The sequence below is a fragment of the Streptomyces sp. NPDC093085 genome (assembly GCF_040683935.1).
GTDB lineage: Bacteria > Actinomycetota > Actinomycetes > Streptomycetales > Streptomycetaceae > Streptomyces.
Map to the genome: position 1 here is coordinate 1,196,119 of NZ_JBFBFB010000001.1, position 25,619 is coordinate 1,221,737.

Sequence of the window (25,619 nt, forward strand, 5' to 3'; positions counted from 1 at the left end):
GTGGCGCACTTCCACCCCTGGACGCTGTCCCCCAGGTCAATCCCGTAGTCCCGACCTACCAGCGGGGGACACCCCCCATCCGGACGGGGGGGTATCCCCTCCGAGGCGACCGGCCCCGCCGGCCCGGCTCAGAGCATGCCGCGCCGCCGCCCCAGCCAGGTCTGGGCGATCACCACCAGGGCCAGGAAGGCGCCGCTGACGACCTGCTGGTACGCCGAGTCCAGCGAGCCGATCTGGTTGATGACGTTCTGGATGACCTTCAGCAGCAGCACCCCCACGAGCGAGCCGCTGAGAAAGCCGAAGCCGCCGGTCAGCAGAGTCCCCCCGATCACCACCGCAGAGATCGCCTCCAGCTCCATCCCGGTGCCGAGAATGGTCACCCCGGAGACCAGCCACGCCGCGTTGAGCGCCCCGGCGAGCCCCGCGCAGAGTCCCGAGAGGGTGTAGACCGCGATCTTCGTGCCGGCCACCGGGGCGCCCATCAGCGCCGCCGCGTCCTCGTTGCCGCCGACCGCGTACACGTACTGCCCGAAGCGGGCCCGGCGCAGCACCACCCCGCCCGCCACGAAGAGCGCCGCCGTGATCCACACCGGCAGCCCGATCCCGAGGAGGGTGTCCTGGCCCAGCCGGGCGAAGAGCGAACCGTCGTCCACCAGATAGGTGGTCGCGCCCTCGTCGGTCACCGCCAGCAGCACCCCGCGCGCCAGCAGCATCGCCGCCAGCGTGACGATGAAGGGGGCCAGCCGGGCCCGCGCGATCAGCAGACCGTTGACCAGCCCGATCACCCCGCAGACCGCGAGCGGCAGCAGCAGCGCCACAGCCGTGCCGTACCGCGAGCCCCAGGCCGCCAGCACCCCGCCGAGCGCGAAGAGCGAACCCACCGAGAGATCGATCCCGCCGGTGATGATCACAAAGGTCATACCGAGGGCGACGACGGCGAGGAACGCCGAGGAGACCGCCATGTTCGCCAGGTTGTCGCCGGTCGCGAAGGTGTCGAAGCCCGCCGACGCCACGGCGGCCACCACGACGAGCGTGACGAGCGCGCCGTGCCGCTGGGCGAAGGCGCTCAGCCGCTCGGAGCGGCCCGCGCCGCCCTCCTCGCCCCCGGTTCCGCCCCGGCCCGGGGCCCTGGTCTCCCGTGTCTCCACCGTGGTCACGGCTTCCCCCGTTCCCGGGCCGCGTAGACGGCGGCCACGATGACCACGGCCTGGGCGATCTGGGTCCAGGACGGCGGCAGGTCGTGTTTGATGAGCGTGGCGGTCAGGAGCTGGATGAGGACGGCGCCCGCCACCGTCCCGCCGATCCGGATCCGGCCGCCGCTCAGCGGCGTACCGCCCACCACGACCGCCGTGATGGCGGAGAGCTCCATCAGCGTGCCCAGCGAGGTCGGGTCGCTCGCCTGGAGCCGGGCGGTGGCCACCACCCCGGCGACGGCGGCCAGCACACCCGAGCCGACATAGACCAGGATCAGCACCCGGCGGACGGGGAGCCCCGCGAGCCGGGCGGCGGGCCTGCTGTCGCCGATCGCCAGCAACTGCCTGCCGAAGGTCGTCCGCCGTACGGTGAACCCCACGGCGAGCGCCAGCGCCACCGCGATCACCACCGGATACGGCACCCCCAGCAGATCCCCGGAGCCCAGCGCGGCGAGCCCCGGGTCCCGGACATCCTTGAGCTGGGGGAGGAGCACCAGCGCGAGACCGCGCCCGGCGACCATCAGCGCGAGCGTCGCCACGATGGGCTGCACCCCGATGAACGCGATCAGCGCCCCGTTCGCCACCCCGACGGCGGCCCCGCCCGCCAGCGCGACGAGCAGCGCCACCCATGGCCCGTACCCGAGGTAGAGGGAGAGCAGAGAGGTGGCGAGCGCCATCACCGCGCCGACGGAGAGGTCTACGCCCTCGCTGCCGATGGCGAGCGCCATGCCCAGCGCCACGATGACGACGGGCGCCACCTGCACGGCCTGGGTGCGGAAGTTCTCGGCGGAGAGGAAGTGCGGGGTGAACAGGGTGTTGGCGAGGAGGAGGACGGCCACGCCCGCGTAGACCCCGTACCCCTGGAGGAGCGCCGTCAGCCGGGCCCGGTCCAGCGGTACGCGGCGCGCCGCCGCGAGTTCAGTCATGGCCGCCCCCGTCCCCGACCGTATTCGCGCTCGCGGTCCCGTCCGCGGCCCCGTCGATTCCGTCCGTGTTCCCGCCCGTGTTTCCGTCCGGTGGAGGCGGGGCCGCGCCGCCGGTCGCGATGGCCGCCAGCAGCCGGTCCTCCGTCACCTCGGCCCCGGCCAGCTCCGCCACCACCGCACCGTCCTTGAGGACCACGACCCGGTCCGAGCCCTCGATCAGCTCCTCCATGTCCGAGGAGATCAGCACCACCCCGAGCCCCTCGCCCGCGAGTTCGTCGATCAGCGTCTGCACCTCGGCCTTGGCGCCGACATCGATACCGCGCGTCGGCTCGTCCAGCAGCAGCACCTTGGGGCGCATCGCCAGCCAGCGGGCGAGCAGCACCTTCTGCTGGTTGCCGCCGGAGAGTTCGCCGACTTTCTGGTGCGGCCCCGCCGCCTTGATGCGCAGCCGCTTCATGAACGTCTCCACCAGCCGGTCGATCCGCGCGTCGTCCACCAGCCCGAAGCGGGCCAGCCCCGGCAGCGCGGCCAGCGCGATGTTCTCCCGTACCGAGAGCCCCGGCACGATCCCCTCCGCCTTGCGGTCCTCGGGGAGCAGGCTGATCCCGGCCCGGATCGCGGCGGGCGTGGACCCCGTCCGTACCGGCGCCCCCGCCACCACCACCCGCCCGCTCTCCGGGGCGAGCGCGCCCGCCACGGCCTTCGCGGTCTCGGTACGGCCGGAGCCGAGCAGCCCGCCGAGCCCGACCACCTCGCCGGGCCGCACCCGGACCGACACCCCGTGCAGAACCTGACGGAGTGTCAGGCCGCTCGCCTCCAGGACCGGTTCGCGGTGTGTACCGGACGCTCCGGCGCCACCGGGCCCGCCGGCGCCGTGCTGGTGGGAGCCGTGCTGGTGGGAAAACTTGGTGCGCCCCTCGCCGCGCACCTGGCCCATCTCGCGCCCCAGCATCAGTGAGACCAGCCGCAGCCGCTCCAGACCGGCGATGGGGCCGCCGTGCACCCGGCGGCCGTCGCGCAGCACGGTGACGGTGTCGCAGATCTCGTACAGTTCGTCGAGCCGGTGGCTGACGTAGATCACCGCGATCCCGCGCTCCCTGAGCATCCGGATCACCCCGAACAGGGTGCGCACCTCGCGCGGTTCGAGCGAGGAGGTGGGCTCGTCCATCACCACGACGCGCGCGTCCACCGAGACCGCCCGCGCCAGCGCCACCATCTGCTGGGCGCCGACGCCCAGCGAGCGGAGCGGCCGGCGGACGTCCACCCGCAGGCCGAGGGAGCGCAGCGCCTCGTCGGCGGCGCGGTGCATCCGCCCGAAGTCGATCAGCCCGAGCCGGCCGCGCGGCTCGCGCCCCAGGAAGAGGTTGCGGGCCACGCTCATCAGGGGGACGAGGTTGACCTCCTGGTAGATGGTGGAGATCCCGGCGTGCTGGGCCTCCAGCGGGGTGGCGAACCGTACCGGCGCACCGTCGAGGACGATCTCGCCGCCGTCCGGCCGGTACACCCCGGTGAGCACCTTGATGAGGGTGGACTTGCCCGCCCCGTTCTCGCCGATCAGGGCATGGACCTCGCCGGGGCCGACGGCGAGGTCCACCCCGTCGAGCGCCCGCGCGCCGGGGAAGGACTTGGTCAGCCCGGTGACGGAGAGCAGCCCCGGCCCGCCAGGACCCGGCCCGCCCGGAGCCTGCCCGCCCGGAGCCCGCCCGGGGCCGGAGGACCGGGCGGCCTCGGAATCCGACGGCACGTCAGAAGGCCTTGCCCAGATCGGCCTTGGCGTTCTCCGGGGTGTAGGCGCTGTCCTCGATCACGATGTCCTGGGAGACCTTCTCGCCCCGGGTGAAGGCGTCCAGCGTCGCGAAGGCCAGCGGCCCGAAGCGCGGATTGGACTCGATGACCCCGGAGATCCAGCCGTCCACGATGCCCTGCACCGCGTTGCGCGTCCCGTCGACCGTCACGATCTTGACATCGCCCGGCTTCTTGCCCGCGCCCTTGAGGGCGCCCACCGCGCCGAGCCCCATCTCGTCGTTCTCGGCGTAGATCCCGGTGATGTCCGGGTTGGACTGGATGAGCTGCTCGGTGACCTGCTGGCCCTTCTCCCGGGCGAAGTCGCCGGTCTGCTCGAACACCACCTGGAGGCCGGGGGCCTTCGCCGCGACCCGGTCCTTGAACCCCTTGGTGCGCTCGGTGGTGACATTGTTGCCGGCCGAGCCGAGCAGGATGGCGACCTTGCCCTTCCCACCGGTCGCCTCGATCATCTGATCGGCGGCGCGCTCGCCCTGCTGGACGAAGTCCGAGCCGATGAAGCTCACATAGTCCTTGCAGGCCGTCGCGTTGATCTTCCGGTCGATGGTGACGATCGGGATCTTCTTCGCCGCCGCCGAGCGCAGCACCGGGCCCCAGCCGTCCGAGTTGAGCGGGGCGATGACCAGCAGGTCCGCGCCCTTGGTGATGAGGTCCTGGACATCGCTGATCTGCTTGGAGAACTGCGACTGGGCGTTGGCGGTGAGGAGCTCGACACCCCGGTCGGCGGCCTCCGCCTTGATCGAGGCGGTCTCCGCGATCCGGAACGGGTTGGCCTCCTTCTCGGACTGGGAGAAGCCGACGGTGGCACCGGCCAGGTCGAGCTTCTTCCCGCCGAACTCCTCGACGGTGCAGGTCTCCCCGCTCCCGGCGGTGGGGGAGGCCACCACCTGGTCGCGGCCCCCGGCCGTCGCGGTGTCGCTGGAAGCCTCCACCTCGCCCTTGGCACATCCGGCCAGAGCGAGGACGGCGACCAGGCTCGCGGCGAGAGCGGTCGTGGTGGTGGTGCGGACAGCGGAAGGCTTCATGGCGGAACCCCATCTCGGCACGGCCCCGGGACGCGGAACACCGCCCGGGACATGGCTCGTACGGTCTGCTGGGCTGCACGGTGCACGGTCCTGCTGCGCTGCTTCGGAAGGGTTTTTACATCGTTGTACGGGGCGGTGTAAACCCTTCGTACGAGAAACGCGCCCTCCCATGTACGAGAAACGCGCCCGCGGTGACGAGAAACGCGCCCTCCCGCGTACGGGAAGCGCCCGCCCGGCCCGCGGGGCCGCCCCGCCCGGACGTCTCACCCCCGCCCCAGCGTGGACTCCCGCTCCACCAGCCGCCATTCCGCCCGGAGTTCGCGCCTGCCGGGTCCCGGCACCGGCGCCCCGGACCGCCCCCGGGCCCCGTCGAGCCGGCTCACCAGCGACTCCACGGCGAGCCGCGCGATGGTCTGCTTCGCGGGCGAGACGGTGGTCAGGGTGACCGACCCGTACCGGCCCTCGGTGATGTCGTCGAACCCCACCACCGCCACGTCCCCGGGCACCCGCAGCCCCCGCTCCGCGAGCACCCGCATGGCGCCGATGGCGATCGGGTCGTTGTACGCGAAGACCGCGTCGGGCCGCGCCCCCGAGTCCAGCAGCCGGGCCATCGCCGCCGCCCCGTCCGCGTGCGCCCAGCCGCCCGTCGGGGCGATCAGCGACTCCGGCGCCGCCACCCCCGCCAGCGTCAGCTCCTCGCGCCAGCCCCGCAGCCGCAGTTGCGAGGGCTCGTTGACCCGGTCGGTGCGCGCCCCCAGGAACGCGATCCGGGAGCGGCCCAGCGCGAGCAGATGGCGCACCGCGGCGCGGGCCGCCGCCACGTTGTCGATCGCGATGTGGTCGTACGGCAGGTCGTACTCCCGCTCCCCGAGCAGCACCAGCGGCGCGTCCTGGTCCCGGCCGCGCAGATCCTCCGCCGCCAGCTCGATCGGGCTCAGGATCAGCCCGTCGATGACCCGGGCCCGGAACCCCTGGCTCACCAGGATCTCCCGCTCCCGGCCGCCCCCGGTGTGGTCGAGCAGCACCGTGTACTCGTGCTCGGCCGCCACGTCGATGACCGCGCCCGCCAGCTCCGCGAAGTACGGGTTGCCCAGCTCGGGCACGGCCAGCGCGAGGATCCCGGTCCGCCCCTTGCGCAGATGACGGGCGGTCATGTTCGGCACGTACCCCAGCTCGTCGATGGCCCGCTGCACCCGGGCCCGCATGGCCGGGGTGACATGCGGATAGTGGTTGACCACGTTCGACACGGTCTTGATGGAGACGCCCGCGCGTTCCGCGACGTCCTTGAGGCTGACGGTCACCCATGCTCTCCCAGGCTCTGGACAGTGCCGTAACGGCGTGTTCTCATGCCAACTGCCGTTCCTTCCAACGTTGTACAGACTGACGCAACGAGCCGCCACCCTCTCTTCGCAAGGAGGATTCGTGCGCATCCGAAGAAAACTGGCCCTCCTGCTCGCCGTGATCCTCGGCATCGCAGGACTCACCGCGGCCCCCGCCGCCTCGGCCGCGGACGACCCGGTCGAGGCGCACGGGCTCAAGGGCGAGTACTACACTCACTCGGCCTCCGGCACCTTCGACTTCCACGAGCTGAAGGCCACCGTCTTCGACCCGCAGATCGACTTCGACAACCTGGAACCACGGCTGGCCGCCACCACCGGACAGTCCGACGACGTCTCCGTCCGCTGGACCGGCAAGGTCGTCCCCGCCGTCTCCGGCGCCCACACCTTCTCGATGATCGGCGACAACGGCTTCCGGCTCTGGGTCGACGGCCGCCTCCTCATCGACAACTGGGTCGACACCTGGGACGTCGAGCAGACCGCCGACCCCGTCGAGCTGACCAAGGGGCAGGCGTACGACATCAAGGTCGAGTACTTCGAGCACTACGGCGGCTCCAACCTCCACCTCCGCTGGACCGAGCCGGGCTCCACCAAGGTGCCCGTACCCTCCTCGGCCTTCCGGCTGCCCGACGGCTTCAGCTACGACGGGGCCCTCACCGCCACCGTGCTCCCCGACGGCCGCACCCTGGCCCTGGACTTCGCCCAGAAGATCGCCGCCCCGCCCGCCGGCCTCACCGGCCACCTCGACGCGGTCATCGGCGGTGCCCCCTGGCCGCTCGGCACCGTGCGGAAGGACCCGAAGGACGCCCGGCGGCTCCTGGTCACCCTGAAGGAACCCGTCGTCGGCAAGGGCGGCATGGCCGATGTCCGGTACGACGGGGAGGGCGGCCTCGCCGCCGCGTCCGGCAAGCCCGTCGACGCCTTCTGGAGCAGCGGCCGCAACACCTCCACGTACCAGCTCTCCACCCCCTGGGCCAAGGAGGTCGGGCCGCGCAACGCCCACCCCGAGTACCCCCGGCCCCAGTTGACCCGGGACGCGTGGCAGAACCTCAACGGGCAGTGGCAGTTCGCCGCCGCGGCCAAGGGCGAGCGGCCGCCGGTCGGCCGGACCCTCGGCGAGAAGATCGTCGTCCCGTACCCGGTGGAGTCCCAGCTCTCCGGTGTCGAGCGGCACGAGGAGCGGATGTGGTACCGCCGCACCTTCACCGTCCCGCCCACCTGGCAGGTCGGCCAGGGCAAGCGGCTCAACCTCAACTTCGACGCCGTCGACTGGCAGGCCGAGGTCTATGTCAACGGCGTCAAGGTCACCGAGCACAAGGGTGGTTACGACCGGTTCACCGCCGATGTCACCGACGCGCTGAAGCCCGGCCGCACCCAGGAGCTGATCGTCGGCGTCTACGACCCGACCGACTCCCGGGACGGCGAGAACCCGCCGATCGGCAAACAGCGCCTCGACCCCAGCGGTATCTGGTACACCCCGTCCTCCGGGATCTGGCAAACCGTCTGGATGGAGCCGGTCGCCGCCGACCACATCGGCTCCCTGAAGCTCACCCCCGACGTCCCGGGCGAGAAGCTCGCCGTCGAGGTACGCGGCCTCCGCGCCGGCGTCCCGGTCACGGCCACCGCGTACGACGGCCGGCGCAAGGTCGCCACCGTCACCGGACGGAGCGGCTCCGCGCTCACCCTCCCCGTCCGCGACCCGCACCTCTGGTCGCCGGACGACCCGCACCTCTACCGGCTGGAGGTCACGGCCGGCAAGGACCGCGTCGGCAGCTACTTCGGGATGCGCTCGCTGACCGTCGAGAAGGTCGACGGCACCCCGAGAACGGTCCTCAACGGCACCCCCACCTTCCTGATGGCCACCCTCGACCAGGGCTTCTGGCCCGACGGGCTGCACACGGCGCCCACCGACGAGGCGCTCGCCTCCGACCTGAAGGCGCACAAGAAGCTCGGCTACAACTCGGTGCGCAAACACATCAAGGTCGAGCCCGACCGGTGGTTCTACTGGGCGGACCGGCTCGGGCTGCTGGTCTGGCAGGACATGCCCGCGATGAACACCGTCAACCCGAACGCCGCCTCCCGGGCCCAGTACGAGCACGAGATGAAGCGCATGATCGACCAGCACAGCAGCAGCCCCTCGGTGATCATGTGGGTCACCTTCAACGAGGGGTGGGGCCAGTACGACCAGGCCCGCATCGCCGACCAGGCGAAGTCCTGGGACCCGACCCGGCTGATCAACAACATGAGCGGGGTCAACTGCTGCGGGGCCGTCGACGGCGGCAACGGCGACATCGCCGACGCCCACGGCTATCCGAGCGCCCAACTGCCCGCACCCGACGGCAGCCGGGCGCTGGTCAGCGGCGAGTACGGCGGCCTCGGCCTCGCCGTCCCCGGCCACGCCTGGCCCGTGCAGCACACCTATGTAGGGGTCGACCAGGCCGCGTACACCGATGCCTACCTGGCCGAACTCGCCAAGGTGCGCGCCCTCGCCTGCCGGGGGAGCAACGGCGCCGTCTACACCCAGATCGCCGATGTGGAGGGCGAGCTGAACGGGCTGCTCACCTACGACCGCAAGGTGCTCAAGCCCGACGCGGCCAAGCTCAAGGCGGCCCACGAGGCGCTGATCCGGGACGCCGCCGACCCGGCCACCATGAAGTGCGCCACCTCCTGACGGCCCCCTGAGGAAACGAGGTCCACCCGGCCCCGGACCGTCCCCGCCAGGGACGGCCCGGGGCCGTGGCGCGCCGGGCGCCCGCCCGCCCGGGGGAGCACCTGCCGGGAGAGCGGTCCTCGGCACACCCGGAATACTCCGCGACCCGTCCGGCATTGCAGACTGATGTCGCCCAGGACACCGCCGTCCGCGCCGCGACCGACCCCGCAGGACCGCCGGAGGACCTCTGACCATGCCGTACGACGTGCCACGCCCCGCCCCCGACCAGGAGGGCACCCCGCACCCGCTCGACAACCCCGTCCGCGCCGCGCTCACCGGCCCCCACGCGCCCTTCGCCGAGCGGTACGGCAGCCTGCTGCGGTACCCGGCCGACGTGGCCCCCTGGTTCGCCCTGCCCGACGGGTCCGGTCCGGTCGACTGGGCGGACGTGGCGGCCTTCACCGGACCCGGCGGCGCCCTCTCGCTGGCCGGCTACGCCGGGGAACCACCGGCCGGCTGGGAGGTCACCTTCCACGCCGACGGTGTCCAGATGGTCGACGCCGGACTCGCCGCCGCCCCGGACGAGGAGGCCGTACGCCTCGGCCCCGCCGACGTACCGGAGATCCTCGACCTGGTCGAGCGCACCCGCCCCGGCCCCTTCCTCACCCGCACCATCGAACTCGGCAGCTACCTCGGCATCCGCCGGGACGGCGCCCTCGTCGCGATGGCGGGGGAGCGGATGCGCCCGCCGGGGTGGACCGAGATCAGCGCCGTCTGCACCGCGCCGGAATTCCGTGGCCAGGGCCTCGCCGCCCGGCTGATACTCGCCGTCGCGCACGGCATCAGGGAGCGGGGCGACACCCCGTTCCTGCACGCCGCGGCGGAGAACACCGGTGCCGTACGGCTCTACGAGACGCTCGGCTTCCGGGTCCGGCGGCACACCTCCTTCCTGGGCGTCCGGGTACCGGCGGGGGCCGTGGTCACCGCCGGATAAGATGATGGGATTTTGTCGGCCCCCGCGCCCGTCGGTACCCTCCTGACCAGCGGTGACGGCGCGGGCGCCGGACAGCACCCCCGGTGCCCCGGCACCGGCCCCGGCGATTCGCCGGCCCAGCGATCAGTGAACAGCGTTCCGACGAATGGCAGCGACGATGACGGTGACAGAGGACAGCCCGGCGTACGGCGGGAGCCAGGCGGCCCAGGAGCCGGCCGGGGGGCAGGGGTTCGGTCCCGGCATCGACCCCGAGCGGATGGCCGTCTGCCTCTCCGTACTGGACGAACTCGACCAGCTCGACGTCGACCACCCCGACGCCATCACCGTCCGGCGCGCCACCGCGGGGATCTACCGTACGGTCAAGCAGCGCCGCCGCCAGGAGCGCAGGGCCGCCAAGACCGCCCACGACAAGGCCGTCACCGAGGCCACCGCCACCGGCTCCGCCGAGCGCATCGACGACGAGACCCAGGGCCTGCTGCCCTCCTCCTCCACCGTCGGCGAGATCGCGGGCATCCTGCGCCGCCCCCGCTCCTGCTACATCTGCAAGGCCCGCTACACCGAGGTCGACGCCTTCTACCACCAGCTCTGCCGCACCTGCGCCGCCGAGAACCGGGCCCGCCGCGACGCCCGTACGGATCTCACCGGACGCCGCGCGCTGCTCACCGGCGGCCGGGCGAAGATCGGCATGTACATCGCGCTGCGGCTGCTGCGCGACGGTGCCCACACCACCATCACCACCCGCTTCCCCGCCGACGCGATCCGCCGCTTCAAGGCCATGCCGGACAGCGACGAGTGGATCCACCGGCTGAAGATCGTCGGCATCGACCTGCGCGACCCGGGCCAGGTGGTCGCGCTCGCCGACTCCGTCGCCGCCGAGGGCCCGCTGGACATCCTGATCAACAACGCCGCGCAGACCGTACGCCGCTCCCCGGGGGCCTACAGCGAACTGCTCGCCGCCGAGTCCGCGCCGCTCCCGGCCGGAGAGCTGCCCGCCTCCCAGGTCATCGGCGCCTTCGGCAGCGGTTCCCAGGCCGTGCTGACGGCGGGCGGCGCCGAGGCGCTGAGCGCCTCCGACGTCACCGGGCTCGCCCTGGTCGGCGGCTCCGCCACGCTCGCCAGGATCGAGGCGGGCACCGCGATCGACGCGGGCGGCCTCGTGCCCGACCTGCACGACACCAACAGCTGGGTGCAGACGGTCTCCGAGGTCGACGCGGTCGAACTCCTCGAAGTCCAGCTCTGCAACTCCACCGCGCCGTTCATCCTCATCAGCCGGCTCCGCCCGGCGATGGCGCGGGCCGCCGCCGACCGTAAGTACGTCGTCAACGTCTCCGCGATGGAGGGGGTGTTCAGCCGGGGCTACAAGGGCGCCGGGCACCCGCACACCAATATGGCGAAGGCCGCGCTGAACATGCTGACCCGCACCAGCGCCCAGGAGATGTTCGAGACCGACGCCATCCTGATGACGGCCGTCGACACCGGCTGGATCACCGACGAGCGCCCGCATCCGGACAAGATGCGCCTCGCCGACGAGGGCTTTCACGCCCCCCTCGACCTGATCGACGGCGCGGCCCGGGTGTACGACCCGATCGTGCGCGGCGAGAGCGGCGCGGACCTGTACGGCTGCTTCCTGAAGGACTACGCGCCCGCCAACTGGTGACGTCCGGGGCCAACGGAACTGGGCTGGTTGGCCGGAAGTTCACCCGAAAGCCAGCCCTATCGAGCGGACCACCGCTCATCTGGTTACTCTGATACGCATGCACGGCCACGGAGGGGACACACCATCCCCACGGCCGTGCCGGGACAGGCCCTCGATCACGGCCGCGGTCCCGTCCGAACAACGGCGCCACCGCGACGGAACAGCCCTGTCCCAGAGTTACCCGACACAGAGGAGTGCGCGGTGACCCCAGAAGTGACCCAGCGGGAAGAGAACCCGCCGGACCCCGCCGAACGCGGCCGGAAGCCCGAGCGGATCGGCAACCTGGAGGTGTGGGCCAGATCGGCCCCGATCCGGCTCGCGGGGTACGAGGACGACCTCGCCGAGCCGCATATCCTCCCCGGCGTCGACTGAGGGCGACAGCCGGCCGGGAGTGACAGCCGGCTGAGAGCGGCATCGGCACCGCTGGCCTAGCGGCGGCGGGCGGGCCGGAACCCCTTCCCGGAACCCGGGTTGCGGGGAGCATACGGGCGCACCCCGGGCGTGTCGGGGTGCGCCCGGCTTGCGAGGTGACGAATGGTCAGGCAGAGATAGGGGGACATTTCCGGAGGAAAAGGCGGGAGATTCTGGTGTGCCCACCCATCGGCCGACGGAGCGCGGCGCTTGCCGCGCTCTCCGCGAGCGTCCTGATCACCACGGGCTGCGGATGGGGCGGCGGTGGCGGTGGCACGCCCGCGCCGACCGGCAAGGAGCTGCACTTCCAGCCCGTCGCGGCGCCGGGCCCCGACCCCTTCACCGCCTCGACGGCGGCCCCGCTCCCCGGCCCCGTGGCCCCGGCCGGGCGCGCCCCGGCCGTCTCCCGGACCCCGGGGACGGCCCCCGACCCGGGTGCCTCCCGGGCCCCGGGGGACGCCCCTGCCCCGGACGCCGCCCCGGTCCCGGTGGCCCCTGACGGGGACGCCTCCCCGGATATCGGCTCCCCTGACGGGGGTCCCGCCCCTGACGGGGGTGCCGCCCCGGACCCGGGTGCCGTCTCTGACAGGGGTGCCGCCCCTGACGCGGGTTCCGCCCCGGACCCCGGTGCCGCCCCCGCCCCGGATGCCCTCCCCGACCCCGGTACCGCCCTGGCCCCGGATGCCGCGGACGCGCGTGTCTCCGGCGGTACGGACGACGCGCGCGGCCCCGGGCGCGGCCGGGCGGGCGCCCGGAGCGCGGCCACCGCCGCGCGGGCGCCCCGTGCCCTGCCCGGCTCCACCCCCGGCCTCTACGGCGGCTCCCCGTCGGCCAGTTGCGATGTGAAGCGACAGGCCGACCTGCTCGCCGGGGACCCGGCGAAGTCCCGCGCCTTCGCCCAGGGGGCCTCCCTCGGGCAGCAGCCCGTCGCCGACTTCCTCCGCGGGCTGACCCCCGTGGTGGTGCGGGCCGATGTCCGGGTCACCGCCCACGGCTACCGTGACGGGGCCGCCACCTCCTTCCAGTCCGTGCTCCAGGCGGGCACCGCCGTCCTGGTCGACGAGTACGGCATGCCCCGGGTGCGCTGCGCGGGCGGCAGCCCCGTCGGCGCCCCGGTCGCCGCCCAGGGCTCCATGGACTACCGGGGCACCCCGTGGAAGGGGTACGCCCCCGAGCGTGTCGTCGTCGTCAACCGCGCCCCGCGCCCCGTCGACGCCCTGATCATCGTGGACCTGGTCGACCACGCCTGGGTCGAGCGGCGGATCGGCACCGACGGGGGCGAGGACCGCCCCCCGCAGGACCCGCCCCCGTACGGCCCCGAGGCCGACATCACCGACCCCGAGGCGGTCCGGCTGCCGGGCGAGATCGGCTCCACCGGCACCATCACGGGGCCGACCCCGTCCACCCCGCCCGGCGGCGGCGTCCCGCCCTCCGGTGCCCCGCCGCGCGGGGGCCGCTCCACCGCCCCCGCCGCACCGGAGCCCCCGCCGGACGAGCCGGCCCCCGTACCGGACGGCGGACCCGACGGCGGGGACGGTGCCGGCCTCGCCCCCGATACCGGCCCCCTGCCCGACGCCCCGGCCGACGACCTCGGGCCGCTCCCGGACGACGGCGCCCTCCCGCCGCCGGGACCGGACGGGGCCGCCCTCCCCGACGACCGCGCCCACCCGAGCTGACCAGGGCGCGCGGCGCCCCGTACACACGCCCCGCACCCATCGGTCACACCCGTACGGCCCCGCCCGGGACGGCTCGAAGAATCCGACAAATGATGACAGAGTGTCCACATGGCTGAACGGGCAGCGGGTCCCCTGTCGCTCCCCGACGACTGGCCCGCCCACGCCGGCACCAGCCTGTCCCTCAACCGGATGGGCACCTTCGACTGGGACCTGGACAGCGGACGGCTCCATCTCGACGCCCTGGCGCTGAGCGTCTTCGACCTGGACCCCGACGCGTACGACGAGCGCCCCGAGCAGTTGGCGCCCCGGGTCCCGCCCGTCGAGTCGATCCGGCTGGACGACCTGGTCGCCCGGGCGCTGCGGGACGGCAGCGAGGGGTTCGGCGCGTACTTCCGGATCCGGCACCGCGACGGCACCCTGCGGTGGACCCACACCCAGGGCGTCATCCGCCGCGACGCCACCGGGCGCCCGCACCGGGTGATCGGGGTGGTCCGCGACGCGGCCAGGGAACTCGCCGACTCCGCCGCCCGCCAGGAGCTGGGCGCGGCCCGCCGGATCGGCGCCGGGGTCGTCGAGTCCACCACCGCCGCGCTCGCCCACGCCAGGACCGTCCAGGACGTCATCGACGTGCTCAAGCACTCCCACGGCCTCGCCCACCTCGGCGCCAGCAGCCTGGTCATGGGGCTGGTCGACGCGGGCCGTATCCACCTCGTCGCCGAGGGCCCCGAGGGCTCCTACGTGCCCGGCACCCGGGTCACCCGCACCGACGAGGCGTACCCGATGAGCGACGTGGTCCGCACCCTCACCCCCCGCTTCATCGAGTCGGCCCAGGAGTTCGCGGAGAGCTACCCGACCCTCTGGCCCCATATCGACGGCCTCGGCATCAACGCCGCCGCCTATCTGCCGCTGATCGCCCAGTCGCGGCCCATCGGGGCGCTGGGGCTGCTCTACCACGACAAGAACGGCTTCACCGCCGAGGACCGCAACCTCCTCGTCGCCCTCAGCAGCGGCATCGCCCAGAGCCTCCAGCGCGCCGTCCTCTTCGAACAGGACCACGACCTCGCCGAAGGGCTCCAGCAGGCGATGCTGCCGCGCCGGATCCCCGCCGTACCGGGCGCCGAGATCGCCGTACGGTACCGCTCCGCGCGGCTCGGCCGGGAGATCGGCGGCGACTGGTACGACGTGATCCCGCTCCCCGGCGGCCGGGTCGGCACCGTCATCGGGGACGTCCAGGGCCATGACACCCACGCCGCGGCCGTGATGGGGCAGCTCCGGATCGTGCTCAGGGCGTACGCCGCCGAGGGCCACGAGCCCGCCACCGTCATGGCCCGCGCCTCGGTCTTCCTCCATGAACTGGACACCGACCGCTTCGCGACCTGCACCTACGCGGAGGCCGACCTGACCACCGGGGTCGTCCAGCTCGTCCGGGCCGGCCATGTCGACCCGCTGCTCAGGGACACCGACGGAAGCTGCCGCCGGGTGCCGCTCCCCGGCGGGATGCCGCTCGGCCTCTCCGCCGCCTTCGGCCGGCTCGACTACCCGGTCGAGACCGTCGAACTCGACCCGGGGCAGACCCTGCTGCTCTACACCGACGGCCTCGTGGAGCAGCCGGGCGCCGACCTCGACGACGGGATGCTGCTCCTCGCCACCCTGGTCAGGGACGGTCCCCGGGAGCTCCAGCACCTCGCCGACCGGCTCTGCGAGGTGGTGGACGCGCGGGGCGGCGAGGACGATGTCGCCGTCCTGCTGCTGCGCCGCGACGGCACCCGCGCCCCGCGCTCCGGCGGCCGGCTCTACCGGCAGGTCGCCCCGGGCGACGCCGAGGGGCTGGCCACCGCCCGCCATATGATCCGGGCGGCGGTCACCGCCTGGGGCGCCGGGGAGCGCTCCGACGCGATCGAACTCACCGCCGACGAGCTGATCACCAACGCCCTGGTGCACACCGGCGGCGGCGCGGGCGTGGTGGTCCGCGTCGTCCCCCGTACGGAGCCGCCGGGGCCGCGGGAGGCCGGCCGGCGGCTGCGGGTGGAGGTCGAGGACGGGTCGAGCGCCCTGCCGCACCGCCGCGAGGCGGGCGAGTCCGGGGTCTCGGGGCGCGGACTGCTCCTGGTGGACGAGCTCGCCGACGACTGGGGCGTGGAGTCCCGGGGCAGCGGCAAGTGCGTGTGGTGCGAATTCGTCGTACCGGAGCGTACGGAGCGTACGGAGCGTCCGGGAAGCCGATAGGTCGGACAGATCGGACCGAAAAATTCCTCTGTGGCGGGCATAAGGGTGTTGACGTCCTCAGTCATCCGATGAATATTCATCGGTGATCGACGACGTCCACACGTCGGCACAGAGGAGGCGGCAGGGTATGCGGCACACCACGCTCGGGACCGGGGGCACCGTCACGGTCACCGGACTCTCCTTCGGGGCGGCCGGGATCGGCAATCTCTACACCCCCGTCACCGACGAGGCCGCCCGCGCGGCCGTCGACGCCGCCTGGGACGCCGGGATCCGGTACTTCGACACCGCGCCCCACTACGGCCTCGGCCTCTCCGAACGGCGGCTCGGCGCGGCGCTGCGCGAACGCCCCAGGGACACGTACACCCTCTCCACCAAGGTCGGCCGGCTCCTCGCCCCCGTCCCCGGCGCCGGTACCGCGCCCGGCCCCCTCCCCGACGACCTCGGCCACGGCTTCGCCGTCCCCGCCACCCACCACAGGGTCTGGGACTTCAGCGCCGACGGCGTGTACCGGAGCATCGAGGAGAGCCTGACCCGGCTCGGCCTCGACCGGATCGACATCGTCTACGTACACGACCCCGACGACCACGCCGAAGAGGCCCTCACCCAGGCGTACCCCGCGCTGGAGCGGCTGCGCGCCGAAGGGACCGTCGGCGCCATCGGCGCGGGCATGAACCAGACCGCGCTGCTCACCCGCTTCCTGCGGGAGACCGACACCGATGTCGTGCTCTGCGCGGGACGCTTCACCCTCCTCGACCACTCCGCGCTCGCCGAACTCCTCCCCGAGGCCGCCGCGCGCGGCCGGAGCGTCGTCGTCGGCGGGGTCTTCAACTCCGGGCTGCTCGCCGACCCGCGCCCGGGCGCCCCGTACGACTACGCCGCCGCGCCGCCCGCCCTGGTCGACCGCGCGCTGCGGATGGACGCCGTCACCCGGCGGTACGGGGTCCCGCTGCGCGCCGCCGCCCTCCACTACCCGCTGCGCCATCCCGCCGTCGCCAGTGTGCTCGTCGGTACCCGCTCCGCCGACGAGGTACGGGACGCCGCCGCGCTCGCCGCACAGCCCCTCCCCGACGACCTCTGGGCCGAACTGCGCGCAGAGGGACTGCTCACCGAGAACGGAGCCCCCGCATGAGAGTCGCCCTGCACACCAAGGTCCGCGCCGACCGGATCGAGGCGTACGAGGAGGCCCACCGCGAGGTGCCCGCCGAACTCACCGCCGCGATCCGGGAAGCGGGCGCCACCTCCTGGACCATCTGGCGCAGCGGCACCGACCTCTTCCACCTGCTGGAGTGCGCCGACTACGCGGCCCTGCTCGCCGCCCTGGACCGACTGCCCGTCAACATCGCCTGGCAGGCCCGGATGGCCGAGCTCCTCGACGTCGTCCACGACTACTCCGAGGGCGGCGCGGACGCCGGGCTCCCCGTGGTCTGGGAGCTGTGAGGCCGATGCTCCCCGCCACCGTCGTCGACGCCCACCACCATGTCTGGGACCTCTCCGTACGCCCCCAGGAGTGGATGGCCGGGGCCGCGATGGACCCCATCCGCCGCGACTTCGCCCTGGCCGAACTCGCCGAGGAGGCGCGGAGCGCCGGGGTCGGGGCCACGGTCCTCGTCCAGACCGTGCCGGTCGCCGAGGAGACCCCCGAGTTCCTCGCCCTCGCCGACGGGAGCGGCCTCGTCGCCGGGGTCGTCGGCTGGACCGACCTCACCGCGCCCGGCGTCGCCGACACCCTCGCCGAGCTGAAGGCCCTGCCCGGCGGCCACAAGCTCGTCGGTATCCGCCACCCCGTGGAGGGCGAGGCCGACCCCGCCTGGCTGCTCCGCCCCGAGGTGGTGCGCGGCCTGGCCGCCGTCGCGGCTGCGGGGCTCACGTACGACCTGCTGGTACGCCCGCACCAGCTCCCCTCGGCGGTCGAGGCGGCCCGGCGGCTGCCGGAGCTCACCTTCGTCCTCGACCACCTCGGCAAACCGCCCGTCGCCGAGCGGCGCACCGCCCCCTGGGCGGACCGGCTGCGGGCGCTGGCCGCCCTGCCGAACACGGCCGCCAAGCTCTCCGGGCTGGTCACCGAGGCCGCCTGGGACTCCTGGAGCGCCGAGGACCTGCGCCCGTACGCCGGGACCGCGCTCGACGCCTTCGGGCCCGAGCGGCTGATGTTCGGCTCCGACTGGCCGGTCTGCCGGCTGGCCGCCACATACGGCGAGGTCCTGGCCGCCGCGCGCACGGTCACCGACGGCCTCGCGCCCGCCGAACGCGCCGCCGTCCTGGGCACCACGGCGCGCCGCGTCTACCGGCTCTGAGGGAGGGCTGTCCCCGGGCGCGGTCCGTCGCCGAGCGACGGACCACCCGCGCGGCCGCGCGAGCCGGGGCGCCCGAGGCGTCACCGGACGCCACCGACGCCCGCGTACGACAGGACGGGTCTCCGGGATCGCCGGGCGGGCCCGGTCCCGTCCGGGCCGACGGTCAGACGTGCCGGGCCGGGTCCGTGGTCTCGCCCGTGGAGCCCTCGCCGGCCGTACGGCGGAAGGCGTCCGCCACCTCCGGGGGGAACGGGCCCAGGCCGAGGAGCGCGGTGACCGAGGCGGTCGCCAGCCGGTGCCAGACGCCCGCGCGGCGCACCATCGCGTGGTCGCCGCCGGGGAGGAGCACGGCGCACGCCTCGGCCCCCGCCGCCCGCGCCCGCGCGGCCAGCGCCACGCTCTCCCGGGGGTCCGTCACCCGGTCGTGGTCGCTGTGGAGCAGCACCACCCGGCGGCCCGCGAGATGGTCCACCGGATCCTCCGGCGGACACCACGGGGCGAGCCCCACCACCCCGGTGACCTGCTCGTTGGCGGCGGCGGCCAGCGCCGCCCTGCCGCCCATCGAGTGCCCCACCAGCACCACCGGCACCGGCCCCACCAACTGCTCCAGCTCGTCCAGGGCCCGCCGGGCGTCCCTGGCGGCGTCGGCGCGCCCCCCGTTCCACCCCCGGTACCGGTAGCGGACCCGGCCCACCACCACGTCCTGCCCCTCCGTGGCGCGGAGCACCGCGCGGGTGAACGGCCGCATCCGTACCCCCGGCAGATTGAGCCGGGTGGGCGGGCGCTCGCTCTCCGAACGGCCGCCGTGCAGCAGCAGGACCACGGCGCGGGGGCGCGCGGCGGTCCGGTCGAGGACAAGGGCGGGCCGGACGGCGGCTCGCCGTTCGCGTACGGGCACGTGGGCCTTCCTTCCTGCGGGCGGGCGGGGAACCCGGTCACGGACGCCCCTTCCCGGACCATTCGGAGCCGCGGCGGCTCCGGATGCCTCCGGATCCCCGGTGTGCCGTGGATCACCCGTACAACGGAGGGAACCTCACCGGGCGTTCCCGGCGGCGCTGCGGCACGCTGGAAAGATGCCGGAAGTACCCGAAGTCGAAGCGTTGCGCGCCTTCCTCGACGGCCATCTGGTCGGCAAGGAGATCGTCCGTGTCCTGCCCCTGACGGTCAACGTCCTCAAGACGTACGACCCGCCCGCCACCGCGCTCGAAGGCGCCACGGTCACCGCCGTCGCCCGCCACGGCAAGTACCTCGACATCGTCACGCGGCCCGCGTCCGGCACCCGGAAGGCCAGGGACGCCGGGGAGGCCGGGGAGGCGCGGCTCCATCTCGCCGTCCACCTCGCCCGCGCCGGATGGCTGCGCTGGCACGACGCCTTCTCCGGCGCCCCGCCCCGCCCCGGCAAGGGGCCGCTCGCCTGGCGGACCGTCCTCGCCGAGGGCGACGGCTTCGACCTGACCGAGGCGGGCACCACCAAGCGCCTCGCCGTCCATGTGGTCCGCGACCCCGCCGAAGTCCCCGGCATCGCCCGGCTCGGCCCCGACCCGCTCGACCCCGCCTTCGACCGGGCCGCGTTCGCCGCGCTCCTCGGCGGGGAGCGCGGCCGGATCAAGGGCGTCCTGCGGGACCAGCGGATCATCGCGGGCATCGGCAACGCGTACAGCGACGAGATCCTGCACGCCGCGCGGATGTCCCCGTACAAGCCGGTGCCGAACCTCACCGACGACGAGATCACCGGGCTCTACGAGGCGCTGCGCACCACCCTCGGCGAGGCCGTCGAGCGCTCGCGCGGCACAGCGGCCGGCCGCCTCAAGGCCGAGAAGCGGGCCGGTCTGCGGGTGCACGGCCGCACCGGCGAGGCGTGCCCGGTCTGCGGGGACACCATCAGGGAGGTCTCGTTCAGCGACTCCTCGCTCCAGTACTGCCCCACCTGCCAGACCGGCGGGAAACCGCTCGCCGACCGCAGAATGTCCCGGCTGCTCAAGTAGCCGGGACAGGAGGGGCACGGTACGGGCGCGGGCGTCAGCTCCCGCCGATCCGGGCCAGGACCTGCCCGTTCGCCCGTACCTCGAAGTGGTGGATCCGGTCGGGGAACATCGAAGCGCCGCCCCGGGTGGCCATCGGCCCGTCGTCCCGCGCGTGGCAGGCCCACGTCGTCACCGTCTCCTCCGAGCCGTCCACGCCCATCGCGAGCAGCGAACAGACCCCGTCGACGGCGGGCCGCACCATCTCCAGGCGGATGTTCGCGCCCCAGTCGGTCTCCGTCATCGTCACCGTCGCCGCCATCCCCGTGGTGCCGTCCGACGCGCTCCACTGCTGGGTGGTGCCCGCCGGGGGCGCCGGCACGGCCGTCGTCCGCGCCACCCCGAGGACGGTGAGCGGGCCGCCCAGCACCAGCGCCGCCGCCACCGCGACCAGCGCCAGCCGCCGCCTGCGGCTGCGTCGGCGGCCCTCCGCCGTGCGCCCGAGCAGCCGGGAGAGCATCTCGGGCCCGGCGACGACGACCGGCGCCACCCCGGCCGGGGTCTGCCGTGCGTACAGGTCGAGCTGTTTCTTCACCCCGCCGAAGTCACCCAGGGAGAGGGTGCACTGCGGGCACTCCATGAGGTGATCCTCGAAGCGAAAGGCGTCCGCGGCGTCGAGCACGCCCAGTGCATAGGCGCCGACATCGCGATGGAGGTCCAAGGTCCGCATGGTGTCTGGTACGCAGGGGAGCGGCGAATCACTCAAGACAACCCCGTACAACCCCGTTCGACCCTTTACACTCCGCCCCTTACACTCCGGCGTCATGCTGCGCGTACTCGCTGTGGACGACGAAGAACCGGCCCTGGAGGAGCTGCTCTACCTGCTCAGGGCCGATCCGCGGATCCTGCGGGCCGACGGCGCCACCAGCGCGACGGAGGCGCTGCGCGCGATCGGCGCCGCCCTCGACGCGGGCCCCGACGACCGGTCCGCCGTCGATGTCGTCTTCCTCGACATCCACATGGCCGGGCTGAGCGGACTCGATGTCGCCCGGCTCCTCGCCGGGTTCGCCGAGCCGCCCCTGATCGTCTTCGTCACCGCCCACGAGGGCTTCGCCGTCCAGGCGTTCGACCTGAAGGCCGTCGACTACGTCCTCAAGCCGGTCCGCAGGGAGCGGCTGGCCGAGGCGGTCCGCCGGGTCGCCGAACTGGTGGGGGAGCGCACCCCGCACGCCGCCCCGCCCGCCGACCAGATAGCCGTCGAACTCGGCGGTGTGATCCGCTTCGTCGCCGTCGACGACATCACCTACGCGGAGGCGCAGGGCGACTACGCCCGGCTGCACACCGCCACCGGCAGCCATCTCGTCCGGATCCCGCTCACCACCCTGGAGGAGCGGTGGCGGGCGCGCGGGTTCGTCCGGATCCACCGCCGCCATCTCGTCGCCCTGGCCCGCATCGACGAGATGCGGCTCGACGCGGGCGCCATGAGCGTCCGGGTCGGCGCGGCCGAGCTGGCCGTCAGCCGCCGCCACGCCCGCGCCCTCCGCGATCTGCTGATGCGACAGACCCGTCGCTGACCAGGGCCTTCCGCTCGGATCACCCGGCTGCGTACACTCCGGGCGCGAGCTGCGGTACGGCGGAGAGGCGGGGACGATGGCGGGAGAGCCGGCGCCGCCGCGCCGCGAGGTCGTCACCGGGGAGCCCCGGCGGGTCCGGCCGCTGCCGCGCTACCGGGCCCAGGCCGAGATCGCCGAGCAGACCGCGCTCGGCGACGCGTATGTCCGCTCCCTGATGCGGAGCCAGCTCCGGGCCGGGCTCACCGCTTTCGCCCTCCTCGCGGTCGTCGCCGGCACCCTGCCGCTCGCCTTCGCGACGCTCCGGGACGCCACCGCCGTCTGGGTCGTGCTGGGCTTCGCCGCCTACCCGCTGCTCACCCTGCTCGCCTGGTGGTACGTGCGGCGCGCCGAGCGGAACGAGCGCGACTTCGCCCGGCTGGTGAAGGACCGGCCCGTTCCGTGACCCTGAGCTATCCGGCGGCGGCGATCGCCTTCGTCGTCCTCGCCACCGTCCTCGTCGGCGGCTTCGGGCTCCGTATCTCCCGTACCACCTCGGACTTCTACGTCGCCTCCCGCACCGTCGGGCCCGCCCTCAACGCCGCCGCGATCAGCGGTGAGTACCTCTCCGCCGCCTCCTTCCTCGGCGTCGCCGGGCTGGTGCTCCTGCACGGCCCCGACATGCTCTGGTACCCGGTCGGCTACACCGCCGGCTATCTGGTCCTGCTGGTCTTCGTCGCCGCCCCGCTCCGCCGCTCCGGCGCCTACACCCTGCCGGACTTCGCGGAGGGGCGGCTGGAGTCGCGGGCGGTACGGCGGCTGGTCAGCGTCTTCGTGGTCGGCGCCGGGTGGCTCTACCTCGTCCCCCAGCTCCAGGGCGCCGGGCTCACCCTGAAGATCCTCACCGGCGCGCCCGACTGGTTCGGCGGGGTGCTCGTCTCGCTGGTCGTGGTGGTGGCCGTAGCGGCGGGCGGGATGCGCTCCATCACCTTCGTCCAGGCGTTCCAGTACTGGCTGAAGCTGACCGCGCTGCTCGTGCCCGCCTGCTTCCTGCTGCTGGCCTGGCAGGGCGACGGCCGGCCCGCCGTGGAGCTCGACATGGCGGGCGACCTCGCGGGCCGCGCCGACCACCCGCTCTACGCGACATACGGGCTGATCGTGGCGACCTTCCTCGGCACGATGGGGCTGCCCCATGTCGTCGTCCGCTTCTACACCAGCCCCAACGGCCGGGCCGCCCGCCGCACCACCGTCGTCGTCCTGGCGCTGATCGGCGCCTTCTATCTGCTGCCCCCCGTCTACGGCGCGCTGGGCCGGCTCTACGTGCCCGAACTCCCGTACGGCGCCCATGCCGACGCGGCCGTCCTGCTCCTCCCGGAGCGCGCGGTCGGCGGGCTCGGCGGGCAACTGCTGGGCGCTTTGGTGGCGGGCGGGGCGTTCGCCGCGTTCCTCTCCACCGCCTCCGGGCTGACCACGGCCGTCGCCGGGGTGCTCACCCAGGATGTGCTGCCCTCCCGGGGGGTACGGAACTTCCGGCTGGCGACCCCCCTCGCGGTCGCCGTCCCGCTCGGCGGCTCCCTGGTGGTCAGCGGCATCCCGGTGGCGGACTCCGTCGGCATGGCCTTCGCGGTCTCCGCCTCCTCCTTCTGCCCGCTGCTCGTGCTCGGCATCTGGTGGCGGCGGCTCACCCCGCCCGGCGCCATCGCCGGACTGCTGCTCGGCGGCGGGCTCGCCTTCGCCGCCACCGTGATCACCGTGACCGGGGCGGTCCGCTCCGGCTGGCCGCACGCGCTGCTCGCCTGGCCCGCCGTCTGGTCGGTACCGGTCGGCTTCCTCGCGATGATCCTGGTCTCGCTCGCCACCCAGGGCCGGATACCGTCCGGCACCAACGCCGCCATGACCCGCTTCCACCTCCCGGAGACCCTGATGCCGGGCGGCCGGGAGACCTCCGGAGGTCCCCGATGAGCCCCGCCGCCCTCGCCGTGCTGATCGTCCTCGGCCCGCTGCTCCTCGCGGGCGGCTTCGTCCTCGGCCGCCGGACCGCCCGCCCCGAGCGGACCAGCGATGTCGGCACCCCGGTCGAGCACGCCACCTTCGAGACCCTGCACACCGCCTCGCTCGCCGCGCCCCCGCTCCGGGCCGGCCTCACCGAGGAGTCCGCCCGCAGGGCCGCGCCCCGGCTCCGCTCCCTGCTCGGCACCGACGCGCTCTGTCTCACCGACCGGGACGGGGTGCTCGCCTGGGACGGGCGCGGCGAGCACCACGCCGCGCACGCGAGGGAGCGCGTCGAGGGGCTGCTCGCCAGCGGGCGCGGTACGGCCTTCCGCGCCACCTGCGACGACCTCGACTGCCCGCTGCGCTGGGCGGTGGCCGCCCCGCTCACCGTCGACCACCGGGTGCTCGGCACCCTGATCGCCTACGCGCCGCGCGAGTCCGCCGTACTCGCCAGGGCGGCCGGGGAGGTGGCCCGCTGGGTCTCCGTCCAGCTCGAACTCGCCGAGCTGGACCGCTCCCGCACCCGGCTGATCGAGGCGGAGATCAAGGCGCTGCGGGCCCAGATCTCCCCGCACTTCATCTTCAACTCGCTCGCCGCGATCGCCTCGTTCGTCCGAACCGACCCGGAGCGGGCCCGCGAACTCCTCCTGGAGTTCGCGGACTTCACCCGCTACTCGTTCCGCAGGCACGGCGAGTTCACCACTCTCGCCGACGAGCTGCACTCCATCGACCAGTATCTGGCCCTGGTACGGGCCCGGTTCGGCCAGCGGCTCTCCGTCACCCTCCAGATCGCCCCCGAAGTCCTCCCCGTCGCCCTGCCGTTCCTCTGTCTCCAGCCGCTCGTGGAGAACGCCGTCAAACACGGTCTCGAAGGCGCCGTCACCACCAGCCGGATCACCATCAGCGCGCTCGACGCGGGCGCCGAGGCGGAGGTGGTGATCGAGGACGACGGGGTCGGGATGGACCCGGAGCGGCTCCGCCGGATCCTGCGCGGCGAGGGCGACGCCTCCACCGGCATCGGGCTGCTCAATGTGGACGAGCGGCTGCGCCAGGTCTACGGCGACGCGTACGGCCTGGTCATCGAGACCGGGATCGGCGCCGGCACGAAGATCACGGTACGGGTCCCCAAGTACCGCGCGGGGGTGCACGGCACCTGAGCGGGGCCGGTGCAGGGGTGATGGGGGCGGGGCCCGGCCGGCCCGTGGTGGTCAGTAGAGGTGGATCGAGAGATGGCCCAGCGGCAGCCCGAGCTGCCAGGCGGGCGTCCACACCTGGGGCCCCTCCTCCTCTCCGCCGTACCCGAACTCTCCGCCGTACTCGACCGAGAACTCCCCGGGAGGGCCGGGCCGGCCGGTCCCGCCGCTCGGGGGCCCGTCCTGCGGCCCCTCCGCACGGAACGCGCACCCCGGGGGCGGGCCCGCCGCGTCGAGGTCCGGGGCGAGCAGTTCCGTCTCCTCCAGCCACCGCCAGGCGTCCCCGGCGAGCGCCAGATCGGGGTCGCGGACCCGGGTGTCCGACTCGAAGTCGGCCGCCTCCAGCAGATCGAGACGCGCGCAGACCCACTCCCGCCAGGAGGTGCCGTACGCCGTCAGGGCGCGCCACTCCTCCCGCCTGGCGACGGCGCGCGGGTCGTCCGGCTCGCCGTCGGAGAGAAAGATGGTCAGGGCGAGCGCGTCCCGCCCCGCCCGGTACTCCAGTGTCGTCGGGGGCATGAGATCCCCGGTGCGCAGCAACTCGTCGGCGATGTACTCGGCGTACATCCAAGCCATGGGCACCAGAAGGCCGCCGCTGCCTGCTCCTTCGGTACGTTCCGGACGCATTGCTCTTCCGCCTGCCTTTCTGCCCCGCTGCCTGTCTGGCTCCGACAGGGCCTAAGGGAGCATTG

General features: G+C 73.8%; 22 protein-coding genes. 14 read left to right on the plus strand and 8 right to left on the minus strand.

Going from position 1 to position 25,619, the window contains the following annotated elements; translation table 11 throughout:
• Positions 1-128: 128 nt before the first annotated feature.
• The 5 genes from AB0O07_RS04895 to AB0O07_RS04915 form a co-directional block, all read right to left on the minus strand.
• Complete coding sequence (locus tag AB0O07_RS04895; RefSeq protein ID WP_365628008.1) at positions 129-1,148, minus strand: ABC transporter permease; 1,020 nt, start codon at positions 1,146-1,148, stop codon at positions 129-131.
• 5 nt (positions 1,149-1,153) lie between these two features.
• Positions 1,154-2,119: an ABC transporter permease gene (locus AB0O07_RS04900; RefSeq protein WP_365626860.1), complete on the minus strand. Its 966-nt coding sequence runs from the start codon at positions 2,117-2,119 to the stop codon at positions 1,154-1,156.
• Positions 2,112-3,770: a sugar ABC transporter ATP-binding protein gene (locus tag AB0O07_RS04905; RefSeq protein ID WP_365628011.1), complete on the minus strand. Its 1,659-nt coding sequence runs from the start codon at positions 3,768-3,770 to the stop codon at positions 2,112-2,114. The genes AB0O07_RS04900 and AB0O07_RS04905 overlap by 8 nt, the downstream gene beginning before the upstream one ends.
• Positions 3,771-3,864: 94 nt before the next feature.
• The gene (locus AB0O07_RS04910) at positions 3,865-4,947 is read right to left on the minus strand and encodes an ABC transporter substrate-binding protein (RefSeq protein ID WP_365626863.1); all 1,083 of its coding nucleotides are present in this window, start codon (positions 4,945-4,947) and stop codon (positions 3,865-3,867) included.
• Between the two features lie 263 nt (positions 4,948-5,210).
• Positions 5,211-6,248 (minus strand): LacI family DNA-binding transcriptional regulator, encoded by a 1,038-nt coding sequence (locus AB0O07_RS04915; protein WP_365626865.1) that lies wholly within the window; start codon positions 6,246-6,248, stop codon positions 5,211-5,213.
• Positions 6,249-6,369: 121 nt separating this feature from the next.
• Between AB0O07_RS04915 and AB0O07_RS04920 the strand changes: the two genes are divergently transcribed.
• The 9 genes from AB0O07_RS04920 to AB0O07_RS04960 all read left to right on the plus strand — a co-directional run bounded on the left by AB0O07_RS04920 (position 6,370) and on the right by AB0O07_RS04960 (position 18,231).
• On the plus strand, positions 6,370-8,955 hold the full coding sequence (locus AB0O07_RS04920; protein WP_365626868.1) for a PA14 domain-containing protein: 2,586 nt from the start codon (positions 6,370-6,372) through the stop codon (positions 8,953-8,955).
• A gap of 232 nt (positions 8,956-9,187) precedes the next feature.
• Entirely contained in the window at positions 9,188-9,928 is a 741-nt protein-coding gene (locus tag AB0O07_RS04925) for a GNAT family N-acetyltransferase (protein WP_365626871.1), read from the plus strand.
• Positions 9,929-10,085: 157 nt separating this feature from the next.
• Complete coding sequence (locus AB0O07_RS04930) at positions 10,086-11,585, plus strand: SDR family NAD(P)-dependent oxidoreductase (protein WP_365628014.1); 1,500 nt, start codon at positions 10,086-10,088, stop codon at positions 11,583-11,585.
• 240 nt (positions 11,586-11,825) lie between these two features.
• Positions 11,826-11,996, plus strand: coding sequence for a hypothetical protein (locus AB0O07_RS04935; protein WP_365626874.1), 171 nt, complete (start codon positions 11,826-11,828; stop codon positions 11,994-11,996).
• 215 nt (positions 11,997-12,211) lie between these two features.
• Entirely contained in the window at positions 12,212-13,711 is a 1,500-nt protein-coding gene (locus AB0O07_RS04940) for a DUF6777 domain-containing protein (protein ID WP_365626877.1), read from the plus strand.
• A gap of 108 nt (positions 13,712-13,819) precedes the next feature.
• Positions 13,820-15,937 (plus strand): SpoIIE family protein phosphatase, encoded by a 2,118-nt coding sequence (locus AB0O07_RS04945; protein WP_365626880.1) that lies wholly within the window; start codon positions 13,820-13,822, stop codon positions 15,935-15,937.
• A 127-nt stretch (positions 15,938-16,064) separates the two neighbouring features.
• Positions 16,065-17,066 carry an aldo/keto reductase gene (locus AB0O07_RS04950; protein WP_365626883.1) on the plus strand — a complete coding sequence of 334 codons (1,002 nt, stop codon included), beginning with the start codon at positions 16,065-16,067 and terminating at the stop codon, positions 17,064-17,066.
• The gene (locus tag AB0O07_RS04955; RefSeq protein WP_365626885.1) at positions 17,063-17,374 is read left to right on the plus strand and encodes an L-rhamnose mutarotase; all 312 of its coding nucleotides are present in this window, start codon (positions 17,063-17,065) and stop codon (positions 17,372-17,374) included. Before AB0O07_RS04950 ends, AB0O07_RS04955 begins: the two co-directional genes overlap by 4 nt.
• 5 nt (positions 17,375-17,379) lie before the next feature.
• On the plus strand, positions 17,380-18,231 hold the full coding sequence (locus tag AB0O07_RS04960) for an amidohydrolase family protein (protein WP_365626888.1): 852 nt from the start codon (positions 17,380-17,382) through the stop codon (positions 18,229-18,231).
• Positions 18,232-18,394: 163 nt separating this feature from the next.
• Here AB0O07_RS04960 and AB0O07_RS04965 read toward each other — a convergent pair whose 3' ends face one another.
• On the minus strand, positions 18,395-19,129 hold the full coding sequence (locus AB0O07_RS04965; protein ID WP_365626891.1) for an alpha/beta fold hydrolase: 735 nt from the start codon (positions 19,127-19,129) through the stop codon (positions 18,395-18,397).
• Positions 19,130-19,304: 175 nt separating this feature from the next.
• Between AB0O07_RS04965 and AB0O07_RS04970 the strand changes: the two genes are divergently transcribed.
• On the plus strand, positions 19,305-20,216 hold the full coding sequence (locus AB0O07_RS04970; protein WP_365626894.1) for a DNA-formamidopyrimidine glycosylase family protein: 912 nt from the start codon (positions 19,305-19,307) through the stop codon (positions 20,214-20,216).
• A gap of 34 nt (positions 20,217-20,250) precedes the next feature.
• On the opposite strand, the gene AB0O07_RS04975 is transcribed toward AB0O07_RS04970, so the two are convergent.
• Positions 20,251-20,922 (minus strand): zf-HC2 domain-containing protein, encoded by a 672-nt coding sequence (locus AB0O07_RS04975; RefSeq protein WP_365626897.1) that lies wholly within the window; start codon positions 20,920-20,922, stop codon positions 20,251-20,253.
• 94 nt (positions 20,923-21,016) lie between these two features.
• On the opposite strand from AB0O07_RS04975, the gene AB0O07_RS04980 reads away from it, so the two are divergent.
• From AB0O07_RS04980 to AB0O07_RS04995, 4 genes are all read left to right on the plus strand, one after another.
• A complete protein-coding gene (locus AB0O07_RS04980) occupies positions 21,017-21,766 on the plus strand; it encodes a LytTR family DNA-binding domain-containing protein (protein ID WP_365626900.1) in 750 nt (249 codons plus the stop codon).
• A gap of 76 nt (positions 21,767-21,842) precedes the next feature.
• The gene (locus tag AB0O07_RS04985) at positions 21,843-22,208 is read left to right on the plus strand and encodes a hypothetical protein (RefSeq protein ID WP_365626903.1); all 366 of its coding nucleotides are present in this window, start codon (positions 21,843-21,845) and stop codon (positions 22,206-22,208) included.
• Positions 22,205-23,704, plus strand: coding sequence for a cation acetate symporter (locus AB0O07_RS04990; RefSeq protein WP_365626906.1), 1,500 nt, complete (start codon positions 22,205-22,207; stop codon positions 23,702-23,704). Before AB0O07_RS04985 ends, AB0O07_RS04990 begins: the two co-directional genes overlap by 4 nt.
• Positions 23,701-24,891, plus strand: a complete 1,191-nt coding sequence (locus AB0O07_RS04995) for a histidine kinase (RefSeq protein ID WP_365626909.1) — start codon at positions 23,701-23,703, stop codon at positions 24,889-24,891. The genes AB0O07_RS04990 and AB0O07_RS04995 overlap by 4 nt, the downstream gene beginning before the upstream one ends.
• Before the next feature lie 51 nt (positions 24,892-24,942).
• Here the strand turns inward: AB0O07_RS04995 and AB0O07_RS05000 are convergent, their stop codons facing one another.
• Complete coding sequence (locus tag AB0O07_RS05000; protein WP_365626912.1) at positions 24,943-25,554, minus strand: hypothetical protein; 612 nt, start codon at positions 25,552-25,554, stop codon at positions 24,943-24,945.
• Positions 25,555-25,619 lie beyond the last annotated feature (65 nt).

Coding starts and splice junctions, on each gene's coding strand:
- AB0O07_RS04900 (WP_365626860.1), bottom strand. CDS start 2,119: ATGACTGAACTCGCGGCGGCGCGCCGCGTACCGCTGGACCGGGCCCGG.
- AB0O07_RS04910 (WP_365626863.1), bottom strand. CDS start 4,947: ATGAAGCCTTCCGCTGTCCGCACCACCACCACGACCGCTCTCGCCGCG.
- AB0O07_RS04925 (WP_365626871.1), top strand. CDS start 9,188: ATGCCGTACGACGTGCCACGCCCCGCCCCCGACCAGGAGGGCACCCCG.
- AB0O07_RS04930 (WP_365628014.1), top strand. CDS start 10,086: ATGACGGTGACAGAGGACAGCCCGGCGTACGGCGGGAGCCAGGCGGCC.
- AB0O07_RS04945 (WP_365626880.1), top strand. CDS start 13,820: ATGGCTGAACGGGCAGCGGGTCCCCTGTCGCTCCCCGACGACTGGCCC.
- AB0O07_RS04950 (WP_365626883.1), top strand. CDS start 16,065: ATGCGGCACACCACGCTCGGGACCGGGGGCACCGTCACGGTCACCGGA.
- AB0O07_RS04955 (WP_365626885.1), top strand. CDS start 17,063: ATGAGAGTCGCCCTGCACACCAAGGTCCGCGCCGACCGGATCGAGGCG.
- AB0O07_RS04960 (WP_365626888.1), top strand. CDS start 17,380: ATGCTCCCCGCCACCGTCGTCGACGCCCACCACCATGTCTGGGACCTC.
- AB0O07_RS04970 (WP_365626894.1), top strand. CDS start 19,305: ATGCCGGAAGTACCCGAAGTCGAAGCGTTGCGCGCCTTCCTCGACGGC.
- AB0O07_RS04975 (WP_365626897.1), bottom strand. CDS start 20,922: ATGCGGACCTTGGACCTCCATCGCGATGTCGGCGCCTATGCACTGGGC.
- AB0O07_RS04980 (WP_365626900.1), top strand. CDS start 21,017: ATGCTGCGCGTACTCGCTGTGGACGACGAAGAACCGGCCCTGGAGGAG.
- AB0O07_RS04985 (WP_365626903.1), top strand. CDS start 21,843: ATGGCGGGAGAGCCGGCGCCGCCGCGCCGCGAGGTCGTCACCGGGGAG.
- AB0O07_RS04995 (WP_365626909.1), top strand. CDS start 23,701: ATGAGCCCCGCCGCCCTCGCCGTGCTGATCGTCCTCGGCCCGCTGCTC.
- AB0O07_RS05000 (WP_365626912.1), bottom strand. CDS start 25,554: ATGCGTCCGGAACGTACCGAAGGAGCAGGCAGCGGCGGCCTTCTGGTG.